Here is a 21967-nt window from a genome sequence, read left to right as displayed (position 1 = left end):
GCGTCAGCCGAGGTCGTCGTCGGGTGGCGGGGGCAGTTCGTCGTCGGGCTCGGGTGGCGGGGGCAGCTCGTCGTCCGGCCCGGGCGGCAGGCCGTCGTGGACGGCCTCGCCGGTGACCAGGGCGAGCAGGCCGGCCTCGTCGAGCAGGTCGACCGGGCGCACGGTGACGCCCGCGGCCACGTGGTGGAAGCCCGCGCTCACCTTCTCCACCGGGACGCCGGTCAGCCGGGACCAGCCCAGCCGGTAGGCGGCCAGCTGCACCGCGGCCGCCGAGAGCTCCGCGCCGGACGGCGGCGGGCCGGTCTTCCAGTCGACGACCTCGAAGCCGCCGTCGCCGTCGGCGAAGACGGCGTCGATGCGGCCGCGCAGGGTGAGCGGCCCCAGCGGCGTCTCGAACGGCACCTCGACCTCGACCGGCTGCCGGTCGGCCCAGGGGCCGGCGAGGAACGCCGCCTGCAGGGCGCCCAGCGCGCCGTCGGGCGCCGCGGACTCGTCGCCGGAGCCGGGCAGCTCGTCGAGGTCGAGCAGCCGGGAGACGCCGAAGCGCTCCTCCAGCCACGCGTGGAAGGCCGTCCCCCGGCGGGCCAGCGGCGCGGGCGCCGACGGCATCGGCCGGCGCAGCCGGCGGGCCAGCTCGGCCGGGTCGCGGCGCAGCGCGACCAGCTCCGACACCGACAGGTGGCCGGGCAGCGGCACCTCGACGGTCGGCCGCGCGGTGCGGCGGCGCTCCCGCAGCAGCAGGTCGGCCTCGCGCACCCACTGCTCGACCACCGGGTCGGACGTGCCCAGCGCGGCCTCCGGGTCCAGCGGGTGCGGGGCGGCGCCCGTGACCAGCTCCGCGGCGGCGGTGAGCGCGCGGCGGCGCGGCTCGGAGAGCGGGTCGGCCGGCCACACCCCGACCGGCCACTCCTCCAGCGCCGGGTTGGTCGCGCCCTCCTCCGGCCGCTCGGCCCAGGCGACGACGACGCCCGCGCCGGCGGTGCACGCCCGCCGGACGGTGTCCAGCAGCACCGAGGGCCCGTTGGGCTTCACGCCCTCGCGCCACCAGCTGCCCGAGCACAGCAGCAGGTGCTTGGCGCGGGTGACCGCGACGTAGCCCAGCCGGATCTCCTCGGCCTCGCCGAAGGCCTTCCACTCCTCGATGTAGTCCTCGAGAGCCGCGCGCACCGCCGCCTGGTCCCCGGAGCCGGGCACCGGCAGCTCCAGCTGCGGGAGCTCGCCGCGGTCGGTGGTGCGCAGGTCGACCGGGATCGCGCCGGGGTCCTTGACCCAGGAGTCGCTGGTGTCGGTGCGCGAGGGGAACTGGTCGGCGGTCATGCCGGGCACGGCGACGACGTCCCACTCCAGGCCCTTCGCCGAGTGCACGGTGAGCAGCTGCACCGACTCGGGGTCGACCGCCACCTCGCCGGGCTCCAGGCCGCGCTCGCGCTCCTCGGCGTCGCGCAGGTAGCCGAGGAACGCCGGCAGCGAGGGCAGCTCGGCCAGCTCGGTGAACTCGGCGGCGACGGCGTGCAGCGCGTCCAGGTGCGCCCGCGCCGCACCCGGGCTCACGCCGGGCGTGCTGGCCAGCTCGGTCTCCAGGCCGAGGGTCCGGGCGACCTCGTCGACCAGGTCCGGCAGCGACTCCCCCAGCCGCCCGCGCAGGTGCGCGAGCTCCCCGCCGAGCCGGCGCAGCCGGCGCCAGGCCGCGCGCGAGTACGCGCCGGGGTCGCCGAGGTCGTCGAGCGCCTCGACGATGCTGCCCCGCTCGGAGCGCCGGACCGCCTCGTCGTCCCCGTCCGGCTTGCGCGCGTGCACCAGCGCGCGGGCGCGGGCCTCCAGCGCGGCCAGGTCGCGCGGGCCGATCCGCCACCGGGCGCCGGTGAGCAGCCGGCCCAGGGCGTCGCCGGCGGAGGGGTCGACCAGCACGGTCAGGGTGGCGACGACGTCGGACACCTCGGGCACCTCGAGCAGCCCGCCGAGCCCGACGACGGTCACCGGCAGCCCGCGGGCGCGCAGCGCGGCGGCGATGCCGGGCAGCTGCTTGCGGGTGCGGACGAGCACCGCCGTCGTGGGCGGGCGGCCGTCGGGCCGGGGCGGCAGCGCGGGGTCCTCCCCGCGCCAGCAGGCGGCCAGCCGGTCGGCGAGCGCGTCGGTCTCCTCGGCCACCGTCGTGTACAGCCCGGCCAGCACGGTGCCGGGCCCGGCGCCCGGCCGGGCGGTGAGGTCCGGCAGCGCCACGACCGGCGCCGGCAGCAGCCCGGCGACGGCGTTCGCGACGTCGAGCACCGCGCCGTCGTTGCGCCAGCTCGTGGCCAGCGTGAGCCGCTCCGCCCGCTTGCCGCGGGCGCCGGGGAAGGTGCGGTCGAAGCGCTCGATCGTCCCGGACGAGGCGCCGCGCCACCCGTAGATCGACTGGCGCGGGTCGCCGACGGCGAGCACCGCGTGCCCGGTGGCCCGCCCGAACAACGCCTCGAGCATCCGCAGCTGGCCGACGCTGGTGTCCTGGTACTCGTCGAGCAGCACGATCCGCCAGCGCGACCGCTCGCGGCGGCCCACCTCGGGCGCGGAGACGGCGATCCGCGCGGCGAGCGCGACCTGGTCGGAGTGGTCGATCGCCCCGGCGGCGCGCTTGCGCCCCTCGAACGCCTCGACCAGCGGCAGCAGCGCCACCCGGGCGCGCTGCCGGGCGAGCATCTCGACCACCGGCTTGTAGGGGCCGCGCTTGCCCTTCGCGTCGGGGTAACCGGCCACCTGCGCCTCCAGGCGCGCGGTCCAGGTCCGCAGCGCTGCGGGGCTGACGTCGTGCTCGCCGAGCTCGGCGGCCAGCGCCAGCACGTCCTCGGTGGTGGTCAGCGGGCTCAGGGGGACGTCGTCCATGTCGCCGGTCCAGCCGGACACGACGGCGGCCGCCTGCCCCCAGCACATCGCCGGGCCGAGCACGCCGGCGCCCGGCTCGACGCCGATCCGCAGCCCGTGCTCGGACACCAGCGAGGCGGCGTACCCGTGGTAGGTCGACACCGTCGGCATCGCGACGGCCAGCCGCTCCCTCAGCTGCGGGTCGGTCTCGGGGTGGCGGGCGAGCGCGGTCAGCCGCAGCCGGATCCGCTCGTTGAGCTCGCTGGCCGCCTTGCGGGTGAACGTGAGCCCGAGGATCTCCTCCGGGGCGACCAGCTCGTTGGCGACCAGCCAGCACACGCGGGCGGCCATCGTCTCGGTCTTGCCCGACCCGGCCCCGGCGACGACGACCAGCGGCCGGTCGGCGGCCGCGGACACCACGCCGGCCTGCTCGGGCGAGGGCGCGTAGGACAGCCCGCAGCGGGCCGCCACCTCGGCCGGGTCGAGCAGCCGCTTCGGCTCGACCGGCTCGGCGGCCCCCGGGCCCAGGAGGTCGTCGAAGGAGAGCTGCTCGTCGGGCGTGGGCGTGCGGCGGCTCACCGGTGTCCCCACCGGGTCACGCGGTGACCTGCCGGCCGCGCTCGTGCAGCGGGCAGCTGCGCCGCGCCGGGCAGCGCCCGCAGTGGCTGCCGGTACGCACCTCGAAGGTGGCCGCGCCCATGCCCTCGCCGACCTCGGCGACCAGCTGCCCCGCCCACGTCTCCCCCAGCGGCACGTCCGGTGGCAGCGCGTCCTGCGCCTGCTCCTTGGCCTTCGTCCCCGTACCCACCTGCAGCAGCGACGCCCCGCCGGGGGCGGTGCCGTGGTCGCCGAACGCGCCGGCGGCCACCGCCACCTGGTAGGCGGCCAGCTGCCCGTGGGTGTCGACCTCCTTGGCGTGCGTGCGGCCGGTCTTGAGGTCGACGACGACCAGCCGGCCCGCCGCGTCGCGCTCCAGCCGGTCCACCTGGCCGCGGATGCGCGCCCGGCCGACGGTGACGTCGAAGTCGGCCTCGGCGGCGAGCAGCTCGCGGCGGTTGGCGGCGTGCCAGCCGAGGAAGCGCTCGAGCATGTCGCGGGCGGCGACCCGCTGCCGCTGGTCGGCCCAGCCGGGGCCGAGGTCGAGGGCGTCGAGCTCCTCGGCCAGCGCGGCCCGTGCCTCGGTGGGCGGCAGCCCCTCGGCCACCTTCTGCGCGACCGCGTGCACCGCCGAGCCGACCGTGCGGTGCGACTCCGGGGCGGCCTCGGCGCCGACCGCGCCGAGCACCCACGTGAGCGGGCAGCGCTGGAAGGTCTCGATCGCCGAGGGGCGCACCCGCACCACCTCGTCGCCCGGCACCAGCGGGGCGTCGTCGGACAGCGGCGCGAGGCCCCACCAGTCCTCCGGGGAGGCGCCGGGCACGCCCTCGGCGGCCAGCCGGCGCAGCACCGCCGCGGCCGCCGAGCGGCGGGCCGGGTCGGTCTGCGGGTCGCTGACCGCGCGGCGCAGCTCGGCCACCAGCGCCGGCAGCGTGAGCGAGCGCGGCAGCGGCGTCAGCGGCCGGCCGTCGTCCGGCGGGGCGACGACGAGGTCGAGGAAGCGCGAGGCGGTGGCCCCGGCGTCGGGACCGTCCAGCGCGCCCTCGACGGCGGTGACCACGAGCCGCTTCCGGGCACGGGTGGCGGCGACGTAGAACAGCCGCCGCTCCTCGGCCAGCATCTGCGTGCGCCGGTCCACCGACGTGCCGTCGATGCCGGCCACCCGCTCGACCAGCAGCTCGGTGCCGAGCAGCGTGCCGCGGTCGCGCAGGTCGGGCCAGATGCCCTCCTGCACGCCGGCGACGCACACGACGTCCCACTCCAGGCCCTTGGACGCGTGCGCGGTGAGCAGCCGGACGGCGTCGGTGGCGGCGTCGCGCTCGGCGCCGGTGAGGCCGGGGAGCTCCTGCGCCGACAGGTGCTCGACGAACGCGCCGACGGTGGCCGACGGCAGCCGGTCGACGAACCCGGCCGCGGCGTCGAACAGCGCGACGACGGCGTCGAGGTCGCGGTCGGCGGCGGCACCCGCGGCTCCCCCGGCGGCGCTGGCCCGCGCCCACCGGCCGGCCAGGCCGCTGCGCTGCCACATCGCCCACAGGACGTCCTCGGCCGAGCCGTCGCGGGCGAGCGCGACCCGGCCGGCGGCGAGCACCCCGGCCACCCGGAGCGCCGGGCGGGCCACCGCCTCGGGCAGCTCCTCCAGCAGCGGCGCGTCGGCCAGCGCCGTGGCCAGCGGCGTGCCGCGCTCGTCGGCGTCGACGCCGCGCTGCGCCTGCGCGATGCGCACCGCCCGGCGCAGTCGGCGCAGGTCGAGCACGGTGGCGCCGCCGAGCGGGGAGGCCAGCAGCGCCTCGGCGCCGGGCTCGTCGAGGGCCAGCGCGCCGGGCTCGTCGCCGCTCCGGGGCAGCAGCGCGGTCAGCGCCGCCAGGAGCGGGGCGACGGCCGGCTGCGCGGCCAGCGGCAGGTCGTCGGTGGACACCTCGACGGGCACGCCCGCCGAGGTCAGCGCGCGCCGCAGCGGGCCGACGGCCAGCACGGTGCGGACGACGACGGCCATGGCCGACCACGGGACGCCGTCGACGAGGTGGGCGCGGCGCAGGGTGTCGGCGACGTAGGCGGCCTCGACGGCGGCCGACCCGAACACGTGCACCTCGGCCCGGCCCGGGTCGGCGCCCTCGACCGGCAGCAGGCGGCGGTGCTCCCACGGGCCGGGCAGCGCCTCGGCGACGCGGCGGCTGACGTCGAGCAGCGCCGGGCCCGAGCGGCGGGAGACGCCGAGCGACAGCCGCTGAGCGGGCCGGCCGTCGACGGTGCGGAACCGGTCGGGGAACTCGACGATCCCGCGCGGCTCGGCGCCGCGGAACGCGTAGACGGCCTGGTCGGGGTCGCCGACCACGACCAGGTCGCCACCGCCGCCGGCGAGCAGCTCCAGCAGCTCGACCTGGGCGGGGTCGGTGTCCTGGTACTCGTCGACGAACAGCCAGCGGGCCCGCGCGCGCTCCTGGCGCAGCAGCTCGGGGTCGTCCTCGAGCTCGGCGATCGCGGCGCGGACCAGCTCGGCGGGGTCGTAGCCGGAGGCGTCGCCGCCACCGGCCGTGGAGAAGGCGGTGACCGCCTCGTACTGCTCCTGGAACGCCGCGGCGTGCAGCCACGCGTCGGTGCCGGTCTCCCGGGCCCACTCGGCCAGCAGCTCGGGGTCGACGCCGCGCTCGGTGGCCCGCAGCAGCAGCTCGCGCAGCTCGCCGCGGAACCCGGCGGTGGACAGCGCGGGCTGCAGCGACGCCGGCCAGCGGACCGCGCCCTCGCCGGCCAGGTCGCCGCGGAGCAGCTCGGCGACGACGGCGTCCTGCTCGGCGGCGGTGAGCAGCCGGGGCGGGGCCTCGCCGCGCAGCAGCGCCGCCCGCCGCAGCACGCCGTACGCGTAGGAGTGGAAGGTGCGGGCCAGCGGCTCGCGGATCGTGCGGGCCACCCGGGCGGTGATGCGGGTGCGCAGCTCGGCGGCGGCCTTGCGGCTGAAGGTCAGGACCAGGATCTGCTCGGGGTCGACGCCACGGTCGATGCGGGCGGCGACGGCCTCGACGATCGTCGTCGTCTTGCCGGTGCCGGGGCCGGCGAGCACGAGCAGCGGGCCGCCGGCGTGGTCGACGACGGCCTGCTGGGTGGGGTCCAGGCGCGGCGGCGCCACCGGCTCCCGGTGCGGCTGCACGAGCCGGTAGACCGGCGCACCCTCGTCCCCCCGCAGTGCCACCCTCCGATGACACCACGACTCACCGACAGCGCCACGGAGCGCTTCGTCACGCGGGCGGGTACCTCACCCGGTACCAGTGCTCGGTCTCCCCGGGGAGGCGGTCCAGCAGCACCTGCGTCCCGCCGGGGTGCTCGAACACCCGGACGCCGTCGCCGAGCAGGACCGGTGCGAAGAACAGCAGCACCTCGTCGAGCAGCCGGGCCTCGATCAGCTGCCGCGCGACGTCGGCGCCCAGCGCGTCGACGTAGCCGTCCCCGGCCGCCTCGCGGGCCAGGTCGACGGCGCGGTGCAGGTCGTCGGTGAACGTCACGCCGTCGGGCGCCTCGGCCGGCGGCCGGTGGGTGAGGACGACGACCGGCCCGGACCACTGGCCGCCGAAGGCGCCCTCCTGCTCGGTGCCCCGGTTCGGGTCGTCGCCGCCGAAGGTGCGGGCGCCGACCAGCAGCGCGCCGACGCGGGCCACCAGCCGGTCCGCCGTCGGGTTCGGCCCGCCGAGGTGCGGGGTCAGCCAGGACATGTCGCCGCCCGGGCCGGCGATGAAGCCGTCCAGCGACGCCGTCGCGGAGTACAGCAGCGTGGCCACGGGCCCACCCTGGTCGGCGGCCCGCCTCAGGGCCAGGCGACGGCGGCCAGGTCCACCCGGCCGTCGCGCACCGGCACGCCCTCCCCGGCCAGCAGCTCCAGCTGGCGCACCCGCACGGGCTCGGCGCACGTGCCGTCGGCGCGGACCACCCGGTGCCAGGGCACGGCCGCCCCACCGCTGCCGCCGGACAGCGCGCGGGCCACCCGGCGCGGCCCGACGCCGACCAGCCGGCCGATCGCCCCGTAGGTGCTCACCCGGCCCGGCGGGATCGACTCGACGGCGTCGTACACCGCCTCGTCGACGTCGGCGGCATCCGCGTCGGACGGGCGGCGCGGGTCCCCGGACGCCGGCGGCCTCACAGCCGGTAGTCGCTGTTCGCCTGCCACCAGGTGTACAGCGCGGCGAGGTCGGCCTGCGTGGCGCCCGGCGCCCCGACGATGCCCTCGACGAGCGCCGCGTCGTCGGTCCAGGTGATGACCACCGCGTTGTTCTCGGTGTCGATGGCGCAGGCCACCAGGCCGCTGTTGCTCCCGCCGCCCCACGAGCCGATGCCGGTCGTCGCGGTGCAGTCCTGCCCCTCGGGGAGCTGCGCCAGCCCCTGCCCCGAGGCGTCGTTCGTGAAGACCGAGTCCATCGTCGCCTTGTCGGGGTACCGGAAGAACTCGGCCTGCTGCGGACCGGGCTGGGTGGTGCTGGGGCCGCACGACGCGTGGGCGACGTCGCCGTCGCCGGCGAGCGCGGCCTCCGCGCAGTCGGGGAAGTCGGCCGGGAGGATCGCCAGCAGGTCCCCGCCGGGCCCGGAGCCACCCGTCGTCGGAGGCGCGCTGGTCGACGACGACGGCGCACTCGAGGACGGGCGCGACGACGTGCCGGCCTCCGACGAGCCGGTCGCCGTGGTCGTGGCGCCGGCCGCCGGGGCCGGGTCGTCGTCCCGGAGGACGAAGAACAGGGCGACCGCGGCGACGACCAGGACGACCAGGCCGGCCACGAGGCCGACGACCAGCCCGCGCCGGTTGCGTCCCGGCCCCGGACCTCCGGGCGGCCCGTACGGCCCCGGCGGCCCGTACGGCCCTGCCTGCGCGTACTGCCCCGGCTGCCCAGAGGGGCCGTACTGCGGCGGCTGGCCCTGGCCGTACGGACCCGGCTGGCCGTACGGACCCGGCTGGCCGGGCGGACCGTAGGGCGGCTGACTCATGGGCACCTCCCGCTGACGTGCCCCGGAGGATAGGGAGACGTCGGCGGCGGCAGTCCCCTCCGACGCGTGGGGCGGGCTACGCCCGGCGGCCGAGGCGGGCCAGCAGGCGCTGCTGCGGGCCGGCGCCGTCGGGCAGCTCGACCGCCGGCGCGAACAGGCCGGGCACGCCGTCGGCGGGCAGCCGGCCGGCCATCGCCTCCGCCGCACGGACCAGCGCCGGGTCCAGCGCCTCGTCCCCGCCGGTGGCGCGGGCGAGGTCCCAGGCGTGCACGGTGAGGTCGGCGGTGAGCTCCTCGACGTACTCGCGCGCCGGCGTCGGCCCGCGGGACAGGTGCACGGTGCCGGCGGCCAGGTCGGCGGTGGCGACGGCGGCCAGCGCCTCGTCCGCGACGGTCTCCCACGCGGTCAGCGGGTCGTCGCCCAGCAGGGTGTCGGTCCCGGACGGCACGCGCGCGGCGACGTCGTCGAGGGGCTCGCCGGCCAGCAGGCCGGGCACCCAGTGCGCCTCGCCGACCAGGTGCGCGACGAGGTCGGCCACCGTCCAGCCGGGCAGCGCCTCGAGGTCCCACTGCCCCGGCTCGACCGCGTCGACGCGGTCGGTGAACGTGGCCTGCGCGCGCTGGAAGAGCTCCAGCAGCTCGGTCGGGGACGTCGTCGGCTCGGTCACCGGACCAGTCAACACGGACGCCGAGGGCCCGGCACCCGTGACGGGTGCCGGGCCCAGGCGAGGTGCTGGAACGGCCTCGTCCCCGGGTCCCGCGGCGCGCGGAGCGTGTCGTGGGGAGGGACGAGGTCCTCCTAGTACGTGGGGAGCGTCTTGTCGATCCGCGTGGCCCACGCCGTCACGCCGCCCTGGACGTGCACGGCGTCCCTGAAGCCGGCGTTCTTGACCGCGGCGAGCACCTCGGCCGAGCGGACGCCGGTCTTGCAGTGCAGCACGATCGGCTTGTCGTTCGGCAGCTGCGCGAGGGCGCGGCCGGAGAGGATCTCGTCCTTGGGGATGAGCGTCGCGCCCGGGATCGAGACGATCTCGTACTCGTTGGGCTCGCGGACGTCGATCAGCTCGAAGTCCTTGCCCGCGTCCATCATGTCCTTGAGCTCGTCGACGGTGATCGTCGAGCCCGCGGCCGCCTCCTGGGCCTCGACCGACACGACGCCGCAGAAGGCCTCGTAGTCGATGAGCCCGGTGATCGGCTCGGCCTCGGGGTCCTTGCGCACCTTGATCGTGCGGAAGGTCATCTCCAGGGCGTCGTAGACCATGAGCCGGCCGAGCAGCGTCTCGCCGATGCCGGTGATCAGCTTCACCGCCTCGGTGGCCTGGATGGCGCCGATGGTCGCGCACAGCACGCCGAGCACGCCGCCCTCGGCGCAGGAGGGGACCATGCCGGGCGGCGGGGGCACCGGGTACAGGTCGCGGTAGTTGGGCCCATACTCGTTCCAGAAGACCGAGACCTGCCCGTCGAACCGGTAGATCGAGCCCCACACGTACGGCTTGCCCAGCAGCACGCACGCGTCGTTGACCAGGTAGCGCGTGGCGAAGTTGTCGGTGCCGTCGACGATGAGGTCGTACTGGCTGAAGATGTCGAGGACGTTGTCGCTGTCCAGCCGGGTCTCGTGCAGCCGGACGTCGATCAGCGGGTTGATCTCCTTGATGGAGTCGCGCGCGCTCTCGGCCTTCGACCGGCCGACGTCGGACTGCCCGTGGATGATCTGCCGCTGCAGGTTGGACTCGTCGACGACGTCGAACTCGACGATGCCGAGCGTGCCGACGCCCGCGGCGGCCAGGTACATGAGCACCGGCGAGCCCAGGCCACCGGCGCCGACGGCGAGCACCTTGGCGTTCTTGAGCCGCTTCTGCCCGTCCATCCCGACGTCCGGGATGATCAGGTGGCGGCTGTAGCGGCGGACCTCGTCGATCGACAGGTCGGCGGCGGGCTCCACCAGGGGTGGCAGGGACACGCTTGCTCCTCAGGGGTCGCGGACTCCGGCCCTGGCCGGTGTTTCGTGCGCACAACAGCGTGACAGGACGCCTTGTTCCCCCGGCCCGCGAGGTCCCTGGCCCGCGAGGTCACTGGCCCGCGAGGTCCCTCCGGGCGTACCGGGCGAGCCCGGCGGCCGCCAGCACCGCCGCGACGGCGAGCACCCCGGCCGCCCCGGCCACGTCGAAGGGGTCCGCGGGCACCGCCGCGAGGTGCGCGAACGGTGAGGCCTCCCGGACCCACCCCGGCCAGCGGAAGCTGTCGGCGAGGACCAGGAGCAGGTAGCCGCCGGCCGCGGGCAGCACGCCGACGGCGAGCACGGCCGACGGCAGCCAGCCCAGCGCGAACAGCGCCGCGCCCAGGCCCAGCAGCGCCACGGGGACGACCGACAACGCGCCGGCCAGCGCCTCCCCGAGGCCCAGGCCGGCGCCCACCCAGGCGGCACCCGCCCACGTCGCCACCCCGGCGGCCGCCGCGACGACGACGGCACCGGTCGCGACCGCACCCGTCTCCCAGGCCACCCAGCGCACCCGCCCGACCGGCCGGCTGTAGAGCAGGGTGAGCCGGCCCGACGTCTCGTCGGCGGCGACCGCCGCCACGCGCGCGGCGGCGTACGCCCCGACCGGCACCGCCAGCAGGGTGAACAGCGACGCCGCGTAGCCCTGCACCGAGGCCAGCCGGTCGAACCCGGCGGCGGCCGCCATCTCCGCGAAGACCGGGTTCTGCCGCAGGAAGTCGACCATCGCGGTGGCCAGCAGGCCGATGAGCAGGAAGTAGGCGGCGACGCCGAGGGACCAGGTCGCCGTCGGCCGCCGGGTGCGGTGCACCGCGAGCCCGGGCAGCGAGCGCAGCAGCCGGCTCGGCGCGTGCGCCCGGTCGGCGCGGTGCCACCGGCCGGCGCCGACGTCCCGCGCCCCGGACAGGGCGACGGCCAGGACGGCGGGCACGGCCACGAGGACCGCCAGGACGAGCAGCGGCGCCCATCGGTCGGAGGCGTAGGGCGCCACCCGGCCGAGCAGCCCGAACGGGCTCCCCCACTGCAGCCAGGACAGCGCGGCCACCCCGTCGCCGACCATCCGCGCGAGCAGGCCGGCGAGCACGACGGCGACGGCGAGACCCGTCGCGGACCGCCGCTCGGTCAGCAGCTGCCCGGCCAGCACGCCGAGCGCGCCGCCGGCCATGGCGGTGCCGCCCACGACCGCGCCGAACAGCACCGCCCCGGCCGGCGCGGTCCCGGCGAGCAGCATCCCCGCGACCACCGCGGCACCGACCACCGCTCCCGCCCCGAGCAGGACCCCGAGCGCGGTCCGGGCCAGCGTCGCGAGCCGGACCCGGCCGGCGAGCAGGAGGTCGGCCCGGCCGGCCTCCTCCTCACCGCGCGTGAGCCGCGTCCCGGCCAGCGCGGCCCAGACGCCGGCCAGCACGAGCGCGACCGTGCCGGTGCGCCAGACGGTGAAGCCGCCGGCGTCGTCGAGGGCCAGCGGCGGCCCGAACAGCGTGCGGATCGCGGGGTTGTCGGCCAGCGCGGCGAGCGAGTCCAGGCCGACCGCGCCGCTGAGCGTGGACTCGTACTGCTGCGCGACGAACGCCGGGAGCCCGCCGCACAGCAGCGCGACGACCAGCGTCCCGCGGCGCACGGACCGGACCGCCACCCGCCGGACCGCCGTCGCCGGCCGCGCCGGGGCGACGGCGGGCCGCCGGCCGGGGACCGCGCGCGGGGCGGTGCGGGTGGTCACGCCGCCCGCCCGTAGTAGTCGAGGAAGATCTCCTCCAGCGACGGCTCCCGGACGTCGAGGCGCACCACGTCGGCGTCGCCGAGGACCCGCAGCACCGGGCCGGGCGGGCCGGTGAGGGCGAGCGTGACTTCCAGCGGCGTCGTCCACCGGACGTCGGCCACCCCGGGCAGCTCGGCCAGCCGGGCGAGACCGGGCGCGGGGCCGGCGAGCTGCACGGTCACCTCCGAGCGGCGCAGTCGGCGCAGCTCCTCCAGGCCGGCGACCTCGACCAGCCGGCCCGCCCGCAGGATCCCGACCCGGCTGCACACCGCCTCGACCTCGGCCAGCTGGTGGGAGCTGAGGAAGACCGCCTGCCCGCGGTCGGCGGCCTCGGCGATGCAGGCGCGGAACTCCCGCTCCATGAGCGGGTCCAGGCCGCTGGTCGGCTCGTCGAGGACCAGCAGCGGGGCGCGGGTGGCGAACGCGGCGACGAGGGCGACCTTCTGCCGGTTGCCCGTCGAGTAGGCGCGGGCCCGCTTGCCGACGTCGAGTGCGAACCGCTCGACGAGCTCGTCGCGGTAGGCGACGTCGGTGCCCGGGCCCACCCCGGCCAGCAGGTCCAGGCACTCCCGGCCGGTCAGCGACGGCCACAGCGCGACGTCGGCCGGCACGTACGCGAGGTGCCGGTGCGCCTCCCCGACGTCGGCCGCCGGGTGCCCGAACACCTCGGCGCGGCCGGTCGTCGGGCGCAGCAGCCCGAGCAGCATGCGGACGGTGGTGGACTTGCCGGCCCCGTTGGGCCCGAGGAAGCCGAAGACCTCGCCCGGGGGGACGGTCAGGGAGAGGTCCACGACCGCCTCGGTGGCGCCGAAGCGCTTGCCGAGGCCTTCGAGCAGGACGGCGGGCACGGAGGAGTCGGCCATGGCGCTCCGATCGGGACGTCGGGGTCGCGGCTGCCGACCAGACTCCCCGGCGGGCCGGGGCACGGTCCAGGTGCGCCGGACCTGCCCGGCCAGGACCTCGGTCCCCTGCGTCCGGCCGTGCGGTCAGCGACCGCGCGACCGCACCAGCCCGCCGCGGACGGCGCGGGCGGGACGCCGGAGTCTCCCGGCCGCCCGGCGCAGGATGCCGGCCGCGCCCTCCGCCCGGCCCTCCATCACGACGAGGTCGCCGTGGGTGCCGTACCCGAGGACCCCCTCCTGCCACGGGGTGCCGTCGAAGGTGACCAGCCACGGCGGCCGCCCGTCCGACACGTCCGCGACCACCATCGGGTGGGGGATGTTCGTGCCATAGGGAGCCCGGAGAGCGCCCCGCCGGCGCAGGCGGGTGTCGTAGACGGGGTACTCCGCGGCGTCGCGGTCACTGGCCAGCAGGCGCCAGCCCCGGCCGGACGGGACGAGCAGGGTGCCCTCGGTCTGCTCCAGGGCGGCGTCCGTCCCGACCAGGGTCAGCCCCTCGGTCGGGTCGTCCGAGTCGGTCAGCGCGAGCGCCGGGTGGAACTCGTAGCGCGGGGGCCCGAAGGAGACGCACTCGGTGAACGCCAGGTGCCACCGACCGCCGATCCGGGCGAGGGAGGGATCCCACGCGCTGTGCGCGGTGGGCAGGTCCAGCGGCCCGGTCTCCAGGACGTGCACACCCGCGAGCAGGTCGTCGGTGGTGGTGGCCCACCGCACGTGGACGCCCGTGGCGGGGTCGTGGTCACCCCACGACGACACGAGCACCGTGGTCCGGCCGGTCGCCTCGTCCACGATGAGCTGACCGGCGTGGTCGCCGAGCAGCACCCCGTCGCGGTGGCTGTAGAGCGCCGCCACCTGCTCGACCCTCGTCGGGTCGGACCGGTCGATCGTCCAGACGCCCCAGGACGCCTGCTGGAAGAAGCCCAGGCCGGCGCTGGTCATCGTCAGGTACAGCAGGCCGTCGCGGACGAGCGGCCGCCCGTCCGCCGTCCGCACCACCTGGGGGTCGCGGACCCCGACTGGACCGGTCAGGCCGGCACGCACCCGCCGGACACGGACGCCGTGTGCGGCCGCGCAGTACTCCGCGGACGAGAGCACCGACGGGGCGCGCAGGTCCACCCGGGCCGCGACGGCGTCCCGCTCGGTCAGGACGGGCACCCACTCGCCGTCCCCGCCCCCCAGGAGCACGGTCACCCGGTTCTCCTGCACGACGCAGGCCAGCGCGGACGGGACCTCGGTCACCGGCGCCGTGGCCAGCACGACGCCGGCGACGGCGAGGTGCACCTGGCGGGCGCCCGCGTCGAGCCGGGCGAGGACGGGACCACCGGGGACCGCGAGGCCGCACTCGGCGGCACCGCCGCTCCCGCCGTCCAGGTCCAGGACGACGGCGCAGAAGGGCACCCGCGGGCCGGCACCGAGACCGGCCGGCTCGGGGCCGAGCGGCCCGGGGCGGTCGACGTCGAGGAACGGCGACAGCAGGGCCCGCGGCCGCGGCCGGGCGACCTCGGAGAAGCGCAGCCGGAGGATCTCGGGTGTCACGGATGGGGCCACGCGTTCTTCACGCACCCCTCCAGTCCGAGGGTCTGCTGCTGCATCACCGGGGCGGGCTGGCCGGGGCCCGGGCAGTCCTGGTGGCCGTTGCCCAGCGCGTGCCCGACCTCGTGGTTGACGACGTACTGGCGGTAGGTGGCGACGTCGCCCTGGTAGTGGGGGACGGCGGTCTCCCAGCGGGCCAGGTTGATGACCGCGCGCTCGCCGTAGCGGCAGGAGGTGTAGCCGCCGGTGCCCACGCCCGGGCAGTAGCGCTCCATGCTGCCGGGACTGACCAGGCTGACCCGGAAGTCGTAGGCGCCGGGGTCGGTGGCGTCCACGCGCTGGAAGGACATCCGGCCGCCGTTGCCCCACGAGCGGGGGTCGCCGAGGGTGGCCTCCACCGCAGCCGCGAACGCCGCGCCGTCGACGCCGATGCCGTCCTCGACCTCGACGACGAAGCGCTGCAGCGGCCCGGTGCCGTAGACCCCGGAGCTGCCGGGGACGAGCGCCACGGTGCCCGCGCCCTGCTCCACGTACGTGCCGGCCGCCGGCGCCGGGAGGCCGGTCGGGCCGGCGTCGCCCTCGGCGGGCGCGGTGGGCGCGGGGGTGTCCGTCGGGGTCGCGCTCGGCGTCGAGGAAGGCGCCGACGAGGAGGCCGCCGACGAGGAGGTCGCCGTCGAGGCCACCGACCCCGTGCTGCCGGCGGTCGCGCCCACCCGGGCCGGCGTGCCCGGGCCGAGCAGGTCGAGCACCGTCAGCACGGTGGCCACGACGAGCAGCGGGATCGCGTAGGCGCGCCAGCCCCACCGGGCCACGAACCGGCCCACCGTTCCGCCGCGGCGCCGCTGCGGCCGGGCGGCCCGGCGGCCGGCGCCGGGCCGCACCCCCGGCTCCGCGGGCCGCGGGGACCGGGGCCGCGCCGGCGGATCGCGGCGGTCGGCCGCGGGCGAGGGAGCGCGGGAGGACGGCGCGCGGGAGGGCAGCGGCGGGAGCGGAGGGAGTCCGCGGGCCGGTTCCCTCCCGGTCCGGGCCCCGGGGGGCCGGCCGGGCGGAGGACCTGCCACGGTGCCGCCTCCTCGCCGTGTCGGGCCTCGCGGCCGCGGGGCCGCCGGTCGTCCTTCCGGTCACGCAGTGTCGCGGGCGGCGTCACCGCGCGTCCAGGTCAGGTTCTCACGCGTCACACGAGACCCGTGCGACCCGCTGGTGGCGCGTCGCGCGGCCCGGCTCAGCCCGCGCGCACCTCCGGCTCCTCGTCCGCGGCCCCGGTGGCGCCGTCGAGGTCCACGGCGTCGCGGTCCCCGGCGTCGAGATCCCCGGCGTCGAGGTCCTCGAGCAGGCCGAGCACCGCCCGGGCGGTCTCCTCCGGCGCCTCGAGCATCGCCACGTGGCCGACGGTCTCCAGGACCAGCAGCCGCGCGTCGGGGACGGTCGCGGCCAGCCGCGGGGCCAGCCGCGGGTCGACCAGCCGGTCGCGGTCGCCCCAGACCACCAGCGTCGGCATCCGCAGCGCGCGGGCCAGCCGCCAGGCGTTGGCCCGGCCGACCCGCAGGTAGGAGGTGATCAGGCCGCGCATGCTGCGGGTCAGCGCCCGGTTGGCCCACTCCTGCCGCGCCCGCTCGCGGGTCTCCTCGACGGCGGCGTCGACCCGCTCCGGCGGCACCCGCGCGGGCTCGCCGAAGCACATCTGCAGCATGCCGCGCACCGACTGCTCGGGCGTCACGCCCGCCAGCCGCCGCTCGGCGACGCCCGGCACGCCCGGCAGCAGGAGCAGCAGCAGCGCGCGGCTGAACGCCTGCGGCACGCGGTAGACCGGCATCGCCGGGGAGACCAGCGTCAGTGACGCGACGAGGTCCGGCCGGCGGGCGGCCACCACCAGGCTGACCAGGCCGCCGAGGCTGTTGCCGAGCAGGTGCACCGGCCCGCCCTGCCCGCCGCCCGGCTGGTCCCGGACGTGCTCGAGGACCTCGACCACCGCGCGCACGTGCCCGCGGATGGAGTACGACCCGCCGGTGGGTGGCTGCGAGCGGCCGAACCCCGGCAGGTCCACCGCCCACCCCGCGCAGCGGACGGCGAGCAGCGCCGCCAGGTCGGTCCAGTTGGTGGACGCGCCGCCGAGGCCGTGGACGTAGAGCGCGCGCTCTCGCGGCGCCCCGGGCGGCCCGGCCCACGGCGTGGTGCGGACGTACACGCTGCCGCCGCTGACCGGCAGCTGCCGGCCGGGCCAGGCGTCCGGCGGCGCGCCGGGGACGGGCAGGGGCGCCGTCGAGAGCCGGGCGGTGGACGACGGGGCGATCGACGGGGGCGCCGGCGGGCGGCGGCGCACGCGACGGACCTCGGGCACGCGGCGAACGGTATGCCAGCCGGAGGTGTCGCGTGGGGCGGGTGACCCGCCGGTAACATCCCCGGGACCATGCAGTCCTCCCGACCGGCCCCCGTCCGCCGCACGTCGCGGCTCCCCCGCGGCGCCCGGCGGCTGCAGCTGTTGCAGGCCGCCCAGGAGGTCTTCGTCGCGCACGGCTACCACGCCGCCGCGATGGACGACATCGCCGACCGCGCCGGCGTCAGCAAGCCCGTCCTCTACCAGCACTTCCCGGGCAAGCGGGAGCTCTACCTGGCGCTGCTCGAGCAGCAGGTCACCGAGCTCACCGACCGGGTGCGCGAGGCGATGGCCGGCACCGAGGACAACCGGCAGCGCGTGCACGGTGCCGTCGGCGCCTACTTCGACTTCATCGACGCCGAGGGCGGCGCGTTCCGGCTCGTCTTCGAGTCCGACCTGCGCAACGACGACGACGTGCGCGCCCTGGTCGACCGCGGCAACCGAGCGTGCGTCGAGGCGATCGCCGAGGTCATCTCCGGCGACACCGGCAGCTCGCCGGAGCAGGCGCACCTGCTGGCCTCGGGGCTGACCGGTCTCGCCGAGACCAGCGCCCGCTGGTGGCTGGCGCAGAAGGGCACGGTGACCCGCGACGAGGCGGTGTCGCTGATGTCCGCGCTGGCCTGGCGGGGCATCTCCCGCTTCCCGCGGGTCGAGGGGGAGCCGGCCGCGGGCTGATCCGGTCCCGCGCCGTGCCTGTTCGCTGAGGGCACAGGCGCGCGCCGGGGCCGCGCACCCCGCGCTGGACTAGCGTGGTCGGCAGCCGTGCAACCCGAGGAGGCATCCCCCGTGGAAGTCAAGATCGGTGTCCAGCACTCCCCCCGGGAGCTGGTCGTCGACAGCCCGAAGACCCCTGACGAGATCGCTGCCGACGTGGCCGCCGCCGTGTCCGGCGGCACGAAGGACGGGCTGTTGACCCTGGAGGACGAGCGGGGCCGCCGTGTCCTCGTCCCGGTCGACCGGATCGCCTACGTCGAGATCGCCCAGGCCGACCAGCGCCGGGTGGGCTTCGTCGCCGGCGCCTGAGACCCCCGTACGTCCCGGGAGGGCGTCCCCGCATCCCGCGGGGACGCCCTCCCGCCGTCTTCAGGGGTTCAGGCCGAGGGTCTTCATGCGCTCGGTGTGCGCGGCGGTGATGCGGTCCACCAGCCGGACGACGCCGGTCAGGTCGCCGGTGCCGCCGATGATCAGCCGGGCCAGGCCGTCCCGCTCGGCGATGACCGCCTGCGACTGGGAGATCGCCTCCCCCACCAGCCGGCGTCCCCACAGCGCGAGCCGGCCGGCCAGCGTCCGCTGCGCGGCGATCGCGGCCCGGACCTCGCGGACGGCGAAGTCGGCGTGGCCGGTGTCGGCGAGCACCTCGAGGATCAGCGACCGGTCCGGGTCGGGCAGGGAGCCGGCGATCTCGCGGTAGAAGTCGGCGGCCAGGCCGTCGCCGACGTAGGCCTTCACCAGGCCCTCGAGCCAGGTGCGCGGGCGGGTGCCCTCGTGGAAGCCGTCGAGCGCGGCGACGAACGGGCGCATCGCCTCGGTCGGGTCCGCGCCGAGCTCGGTCAGCCGCTGCGCCAGCCGGTCGTGGTGGCCCATCTCCGCGGCGGCCATGCGCGCCAGCGCGGCGCGGCCGGCCAGGGTCGGCGCCATCCGCGCGTCCTCGGCCAGCCGGTCGAACGCGGTCAGCTCCGCGTAGGCGAGCACGCCGAGCAGGTCGACGACGGCTCGGGTGTCGACCGTGGTCACGTGCCACCTCCGGGGGGTGTCGGGGCGGGCGGGGCCGCGCGGCGACCGAGGCTAGCCGCTGTCCGCGCTAGCATGGGGAACAGGCGGGCCGCCAGGCTCGCTGGTATCTGTGCGCTGACGAACGTCGGACGACGCCCTGAGGAGCCCCGATCGGGCACCGGGCGCGTCCCGGTCCTCCCCGGTCCGCTGGCCGCGTCGGCGCTGGAACGCATCCCGCGACACCCGACCGCGGAGCGCCCCGGGCGACGACGCCGTCGCCCCGGCAGCTCCCCCAGCCGACCAGAGGCGAGAGCACTGACCTCCATCGAGAACACCCCCACCGAGACCACCCCCACCGGGACCAGCACCCCGATCACCGAGCTCGAGCACGCCGAGACCGGCGCGCCGGCGCCCGAGCAGGTCGAGCAGACCGTCGAGGCCCTCGGCGGCGCCCCCGTCGAGGAGACCGCGCCGCTGTTCAGCGACTTCGACGTCCACCCCGACGTCGTCGCGGCGCTGGCCGAGGTCGGCATCACCCGGACCTTCGCGATCCAGGAGCTCACCCTCCCGCTGGCGCTGGCCGGCAACGACCTCATCGGGCAGGCCCGCACCGGCACCGGCAAGACCCTCGGCTTCGGCGTCCCGCTGCTGCAGCGCGTCGTCCCCGCCGCGGAGGGCGGCGACGGCGTCCCGCAGGCGCTGGTCGTCGTCCCCACCCGCGAGCTGTGCGTCCAGGTCGCCCGCGACCTCGGCACCGCCGGCGCGAAGCGCGGCATCCGCGTGCAGGCCATCTACGGCGGCCGCGCGTTCGAGCCGCAGGTGTCCGCGCTGCAGGCCGGCGTCGAGGTCGTCGTCGGCACCCCCGGCCGGCTGCTGGACCTGGCCGAGCAGGGCCACCTGATCCTCGGCAAGGTCCGCGTCCTGGTCCTCGACGAGGCCGACGAGATGCTCGACCTGGGCTTCCTGCCCGACATCGAGCGGATCCTCGGCATGGTCCCGACCCAGCGGCAGACGATGCTGTTCTCGGCCACCATGCCCGGCCCGATCGTCACCCTGTCGCGGTCGTTCATGACCCAGCCGACGCACATCCGGGCGCACGGCAACGACGAGGGCTCGACCGTCCCGCAGACGACGCAGTTCGTGTACCGGGCGCACAACCTCGACAAGCCCGAGCTGCTCGCCCGCGTGCTGCAGGCCCGCGGCCGCGGCCTGGCCATGGTCTTCTGCCGCACCAAGCGCACCGCGCAGAAGGTCGCCGACGAGCTGGTCGACCGCGGGTTCGCGGCCGCCGCCGTCCACGGCGACCTCGGCCAGGGCGCCCGCGAGCAGGCGCTGCGCGCCTTCCGCAGCGGCAAGGTCGACGTCCTGGTCGCCACCGACGTCGCCGCCCGCGGCATCGACGTCACCGGCGTCAGCCACGTCGTCAACTACCAGTGCCCCGAGGACGAGAAGACCTACGTGCACCGGATCGGCCGCACCGGCCGCGCCGGGCGCGAGGGCGTCGCCGTCACGCTGGTCGACTGGGACGACATCCCGCGCTGGCAGCTGATCAACAAGGCGCTGGACCTGCCGTTCGTGGACCCGCCGGAGACCTACTCCACCTCGTCGTGGGTCTACACCGACCTCGACGTCCCCGAGGGCGCCAGGGGCCGGCTGCCGCGCTCGCAGCGGACCCGCGAGGGCCTCGACGCCGAGGTGCTCGAGGACCTCGGCGAGACCGGCAGGAAGCCCAAGGGCGCCGGCCGCGGTCCCGCGCAGGAGGAGCCCCGCACCGAGGACGAGCGCCCGGCCCGGTCCCGCTCGCGCCGCCGCACCCGCGGCGGCGGTGCCGCGGCCGAGGCCATCGCCGCCCCGCCGGCCGACGCCGCGCCGGCCGGGGCCGGGTCCGCCGAGGCCCCCGCGGCCCCGGCCGTGGACGCCGCCGACGGGTCCGGCGAGGACGCGGCCAAGCCGCGGCGGCGCCGTCGCCGCCGCGGCGGCCGGGGTCGCTCCGGCGCCTCCGCCGACTCCGGCGCCGGCGCCGAGGGCCAGGACGGCGACGGCGACGGCGGCGACTCCGAGTCCGCCGCGTAAGACGCCGCGTGGCGCTGCGTCCCCCGCCGCTGCGGGTGTGGGTCTGGACGGCGGCCACCCTCGCGCTGGCCGTCGTCGCCACCCTGCTGTGGCGGGGGTCGAGCGTCGCCGCGACCGACAGCACCACCGCCGCCGAGCCGCCGGTCCCCTCGGCCGCGCCGGCCGGTGAGCTCGGGCCCGCCTGGTCGGTCGACGTCGACGTCCCGCTGCCGGACGCCGTCGTCGAGGGCGGCCGGGTGGTCGTGCCCGTCGCCGACGGCGTCACGGCGCTGGACCCGGCCAGCGGCCAGGAGGCCTGGCACTACCGGCGCACCGACGCCGCGCTGTGCGGGCTCTCCGCCAGCGACGGGCTCGTCGTCGCCGTCTTCCGCACCGCGGACCGCTGCGACGAGGCGCTGGCCCTCACCGCGGCCACCGGCGTGCGCGCCTGGACCCGCAACCTGAGCCTGCGCGGCGACGCCACCGTCACCGGCGCCGACCAGGTGGTCCTCGCCAGCAGCGACACCGGCGTCGTCGTCCTCGACCTGGTCGGGGACAACGTCCGCTGGCGGGCGGGCGCGGAGTCCGGCTGCACGCTGCTCGACACCGCCGCGGGCAGCGCCGGCGTCGCGGTGCTGCAGCGCTGCGCCGGCTCGGCCGCCGTCCAGCTGCGGCTGTTCGACTCCTTCTCCGGCGAGGCCCGCTGGACCCGCGACCTGGCCGTCGCGGACGGCGCCGAGGTGCGGCTGGCCGGCGTGGACCGGCTGGTCGACGTCGTCGCCGGCGACGCCCTGCTGGTCCACCGCCCCGACGACGGCGCCCAGCTGCAGGAGCTCGCGCTCCCGGCCGCGACCGACGGCGGCGCGGAGGGCGATCCGGTGCTGCAGTCCGGGACCGGCGACGTCGCGCTGGTGTGGGCGCGCGGCACCGTGTGGGCGCTGGACCGGACGAGCGGCGCGCCGCTGTGGTCGACGCCGGCCCTCGGCCTGCCCACCGCGTCCGCCGCCGGCAAGGGCGAGGTCGGGCAGGCCGGTGTCTGGGTGCCCGAGCCCGACGGCCTCGTGCTGCGCGACCCGGCCGCCGGCGCCGAGCTCTCCCGGGTGGCCCTGCAGGACCCGCCGGCGCCGGGCGGGCGGGCCGCCGTCGCCGGGCCGGTGCTCGTCTACGCCCTCCCCGACCGGGTGCTCGGGTACGCCTAGTCCCCCGCTCGGCGGCGCGGCCGCCGCGGGCGAGGTTCACTGG

At 77.5% G+C, this 21967-nt stretch carries 17 protein-coding genes; 4 read left to right on the top strand and 13 right to left on the bottom strand.

The annotated features are described in order from the left end of the window. Positions 1-3: 3 nt before the first annotated feature. The 12 genes from ACI8AR_RS13200 to ACI8AR_RS13145 form a co-directional block, all read right to left on the bottom strand. Entirely contained in the window at positions 4-3417 is a 3414-nt protein-coding gene (locus tag ACI8AR_RS13200) for an ATP-dependent helicase (protein ID WP_457051438.1), read from the bottom strand. A gap of 16 nt (positions 3418-3433) precedes the next feature. Beyond that, the gene (locus ACI8AR_RS13195) at positions 3434-6622 is read right to left on the bottom strand and encodes an ATP-dependent helicase (RefSeq protein ID WP_457051437.1); all 3189 of its coding nucleotides are present in this window, start codon (positions 6620-6622) and stop codon (positions 3434-3436) included. Positions 6623-6668: 46 nt separating this feature from the next. Beyond that, the gene (locus tag ACI8AR_RS13190; protein ID WP_457051436.1) at positions 6669-7205 is read right to left on the bottom strand and encodes a dihydrofolate reductase family protein; all 537 of its coding nucleotides are present in this window, start codon (positions 7203-7205) and stop codon (positions 6669-6671) included. Positions 7206-7231: 26 nt separating this feature from the next. Continuing rightward, a complete protein-coding gene (locus ACI8AR_RS13185; protein WP_456935460.1) occupies positions 7232-7564 on the bottom strand; it encodes an MGMT family protein in 333 nt (110 codons plus the stop codon). Then, on the bottom strand, positions 7561-8400 hold the full coding sequence (locus ACI8AR_RS13180; RefSeq protein WP_457051435.1) for a hypothetical protein: 840 nt from the start codon (positions 8398-8400) through the stop codon (positions 7561-7563). The genes ACI8AR_RS13185 and ACI8AR_RS13180 overlap by 4 nt, the downstream gene beginning before the upstream one ends. A 76-nt stretch (positions 8401-8476) precedes the next feature. After that, on the bottom strand, positions 8477-9067 hold the full coding sequence (locus tag ACI8AR_RS13175; RefSeq protein WP_457051434.1) for a TIGR03086 family metal-binding protein: 591 nt from the start codon (positions 9065-9067) through the stop codon (positions 8477-8479). Positions 9068-9198: 131 nt separating this feature from the next. Beyond that, on the bottom strand, positions 9199-10359 hold the full coding sequence (moeZ, locus tag ACI8AR_RS13170) for an adenylyltransferase/sulfurtransferase MoeZ (RefSeq protein ID WP_457051433.1): 1161 nt from the start codon (positions 10357-10359) through the stop codon (positions 9199-9201). Between the two features lie 109 nt (positions 10360-10468). Then, positions 10469-12115: a hypothetical protein gene (locus ACI8AR_RS13165; protein WP_457051432.1), complete on the bottom strand. Its 1647-nt coding sequence runs from the start codon at positions 12113-12115 to the stop codon at positions 10469-10471. Continuing rightward, positions 12112-13017, bottom strand: coding sequence for an ATP-binding cassette domain-containing protein (locus ACI8AR_RS13160; protein ID WP_457051431.1), 906 nt, complete (start codon positions 13015-13017; stop codon positions 12112-12114). The genes ACI8AR_RS13165 and ACI8AR_RS13160 overlap by 4 nt, the downstream gene beginning before the upstream one ends. A gap of 123 nt (positions 13018-13140) precedes the next feature. Further along, complete coding sequence (locus ACI8AR_RS13155; RefSeq protein WP_457051430.1) at positions 13141-14601, bottom strand: hypothetical protein; 1461 nt, start codon at positions 14599-14601, stop codon at positions 13141-13143. Beyond that, positions 14586-15467: a DUF3152 domain-containing protein gene (locus tag ACI8AR_RS13150; protein ID WP_457051429.1), complete on the bottom strand. Its 882-nt coding sequence runs from the start codon at positions 15465-15467 to the stop codon at positions 14586-14588. Before ACI8AR_RS13150 ends, ACI8AR_RS13155 begins: the two co-directional genes overlap by 16 nt. Positions 15468-15808: 341 nt before the next feature. After that, a complete protein-coding gene (locus tag ACI8AR_RS13145; protein WP_457051428.1) occupies positions 15809-16924 on the bottom strand; it encodes an alpha/beta fold hydrolase in 1116 nt (371 codons plus the stop codon). Between the two features lie 69 nt (positions 16925-16993). Here ACI8AR_RS13145 and ACI8AR_RS13140 point away from each other — a divergent pair, with 69 nt between their 5' ends. Together ACI8AR_RS13140 and ACI8AR_RS13135 are read left to right on the top strand one after the other, a co-directional pair. Then, positions 16994-17635, top strand: a complete 642-nt coding sequence (locus ACI8AR_RS13140) for a TetR/AcrR family transcriptional regulator (protein ID WP_457051427.1) — start codon at positions 16994-16996, stop codon at positions 17633-17635. A gap of 111 nt (positions 17636-17746) precedes the next feature. Continuing rightward, positions 17747-17983 (top strand): DUF3107 domain-containing protein, encoded by a 237-nt coding sequence (locus tag ACI8AR_RS13135; protein WP_387991600.1) that lies wholly within the window; start codon positions 17747-17749, stop codon positions 17981-17983. A 60-nt stretch (positions 17984-18043) separates the two neighbouring features. Here ACI8AR_RS13135 and ACI8AR_RS13130 read toward each other — a convergent pair whose 3' ends face one another. Beyond that, positions 18044-18694: a ferritin-like fold-containing protein gene (locus ACI8AR_RS13130; RefSeq protein ID WP_456935467.1), complete on the bottom strand. Its 651-nt coding sequence runs from the start codon at positions 18692-18694 to the stop codon at positions 18044-18046. 72 nt (positions 18695-18766) lie between these two features. On the opposite strand from ACI8AR_RS13130, the gene ACI8AR_RS13125 reads away from it, so the two are divergent. Both ACI8AR_RS13125 and ACI8AR_RS13120 read left to right on the top strand, forming a co-directional pair. Further along, the gene (locus ACI8AR_RS13125) at positions 18767-20746 is read left to right on the top strand and encodes a DEAD/DEAH box helicase (RefSeq protein WP_457051426.1); all 1980 of its coding nucleotides are present in this window, start codon (positions 18767-18769) and stop codon (positions 20744-20746) included. 8 nt (positions 20747-20754) lie between these two features. Next, complete coding sequence (locus tag ACI8AR_RS13120; RefSeq protein WP_457051425.1) at positions 20755-21924, top strand: outer membrane protein assembly factor BamB family protein; 1170 nt, start codon at positions 20755-20757, stop codon at positions 21922-21924. Positions 21925-21967 lie beyond the last annotated feature (43 nt).

The sequence above is a fragment of the Geodermatophilus sp. SYSU D01036 genome, from assembly GCF_054050435.1.
This window is presented reverse-complemented; position numbering and strand designations above follow the sequence as displayed.

Excerpts from the sequence above, each read along its gene's own strand:
- ACI8AR_RS13160 (WP_457051431.1), bottom strand. The coding sequence starts at position 13,017 with ATGGCCGACTCCTCCGTGCCCGCCGTCCTGCTCGAAGGCCTCGGCAAG.
- ACI8AR_RS13125 (WP_457051426.1), top strand. The coding sequence starts at position 18,767 with ATGGGGAACAGGCGGGCCGCCAGGCTCGCTGGTATCTGTGCGCTGACG.
- ACI8AR_RS13180 (WP_457051435.1), bottom strand. The coding sequence starts at position 8,400 with ATGAGTCAGCCGCCCTACGGTCCGCCCGGCCAGCCGGGTCCGTACGGC.
- ACI8AR_RS13140 (WP_457051427.1), top strand. The coding sequence starts at position 16,994 with ATGCAGTCCTCCCGACCGGCCCCCGTCCGCCGCACGTCGCGGCTCCCC.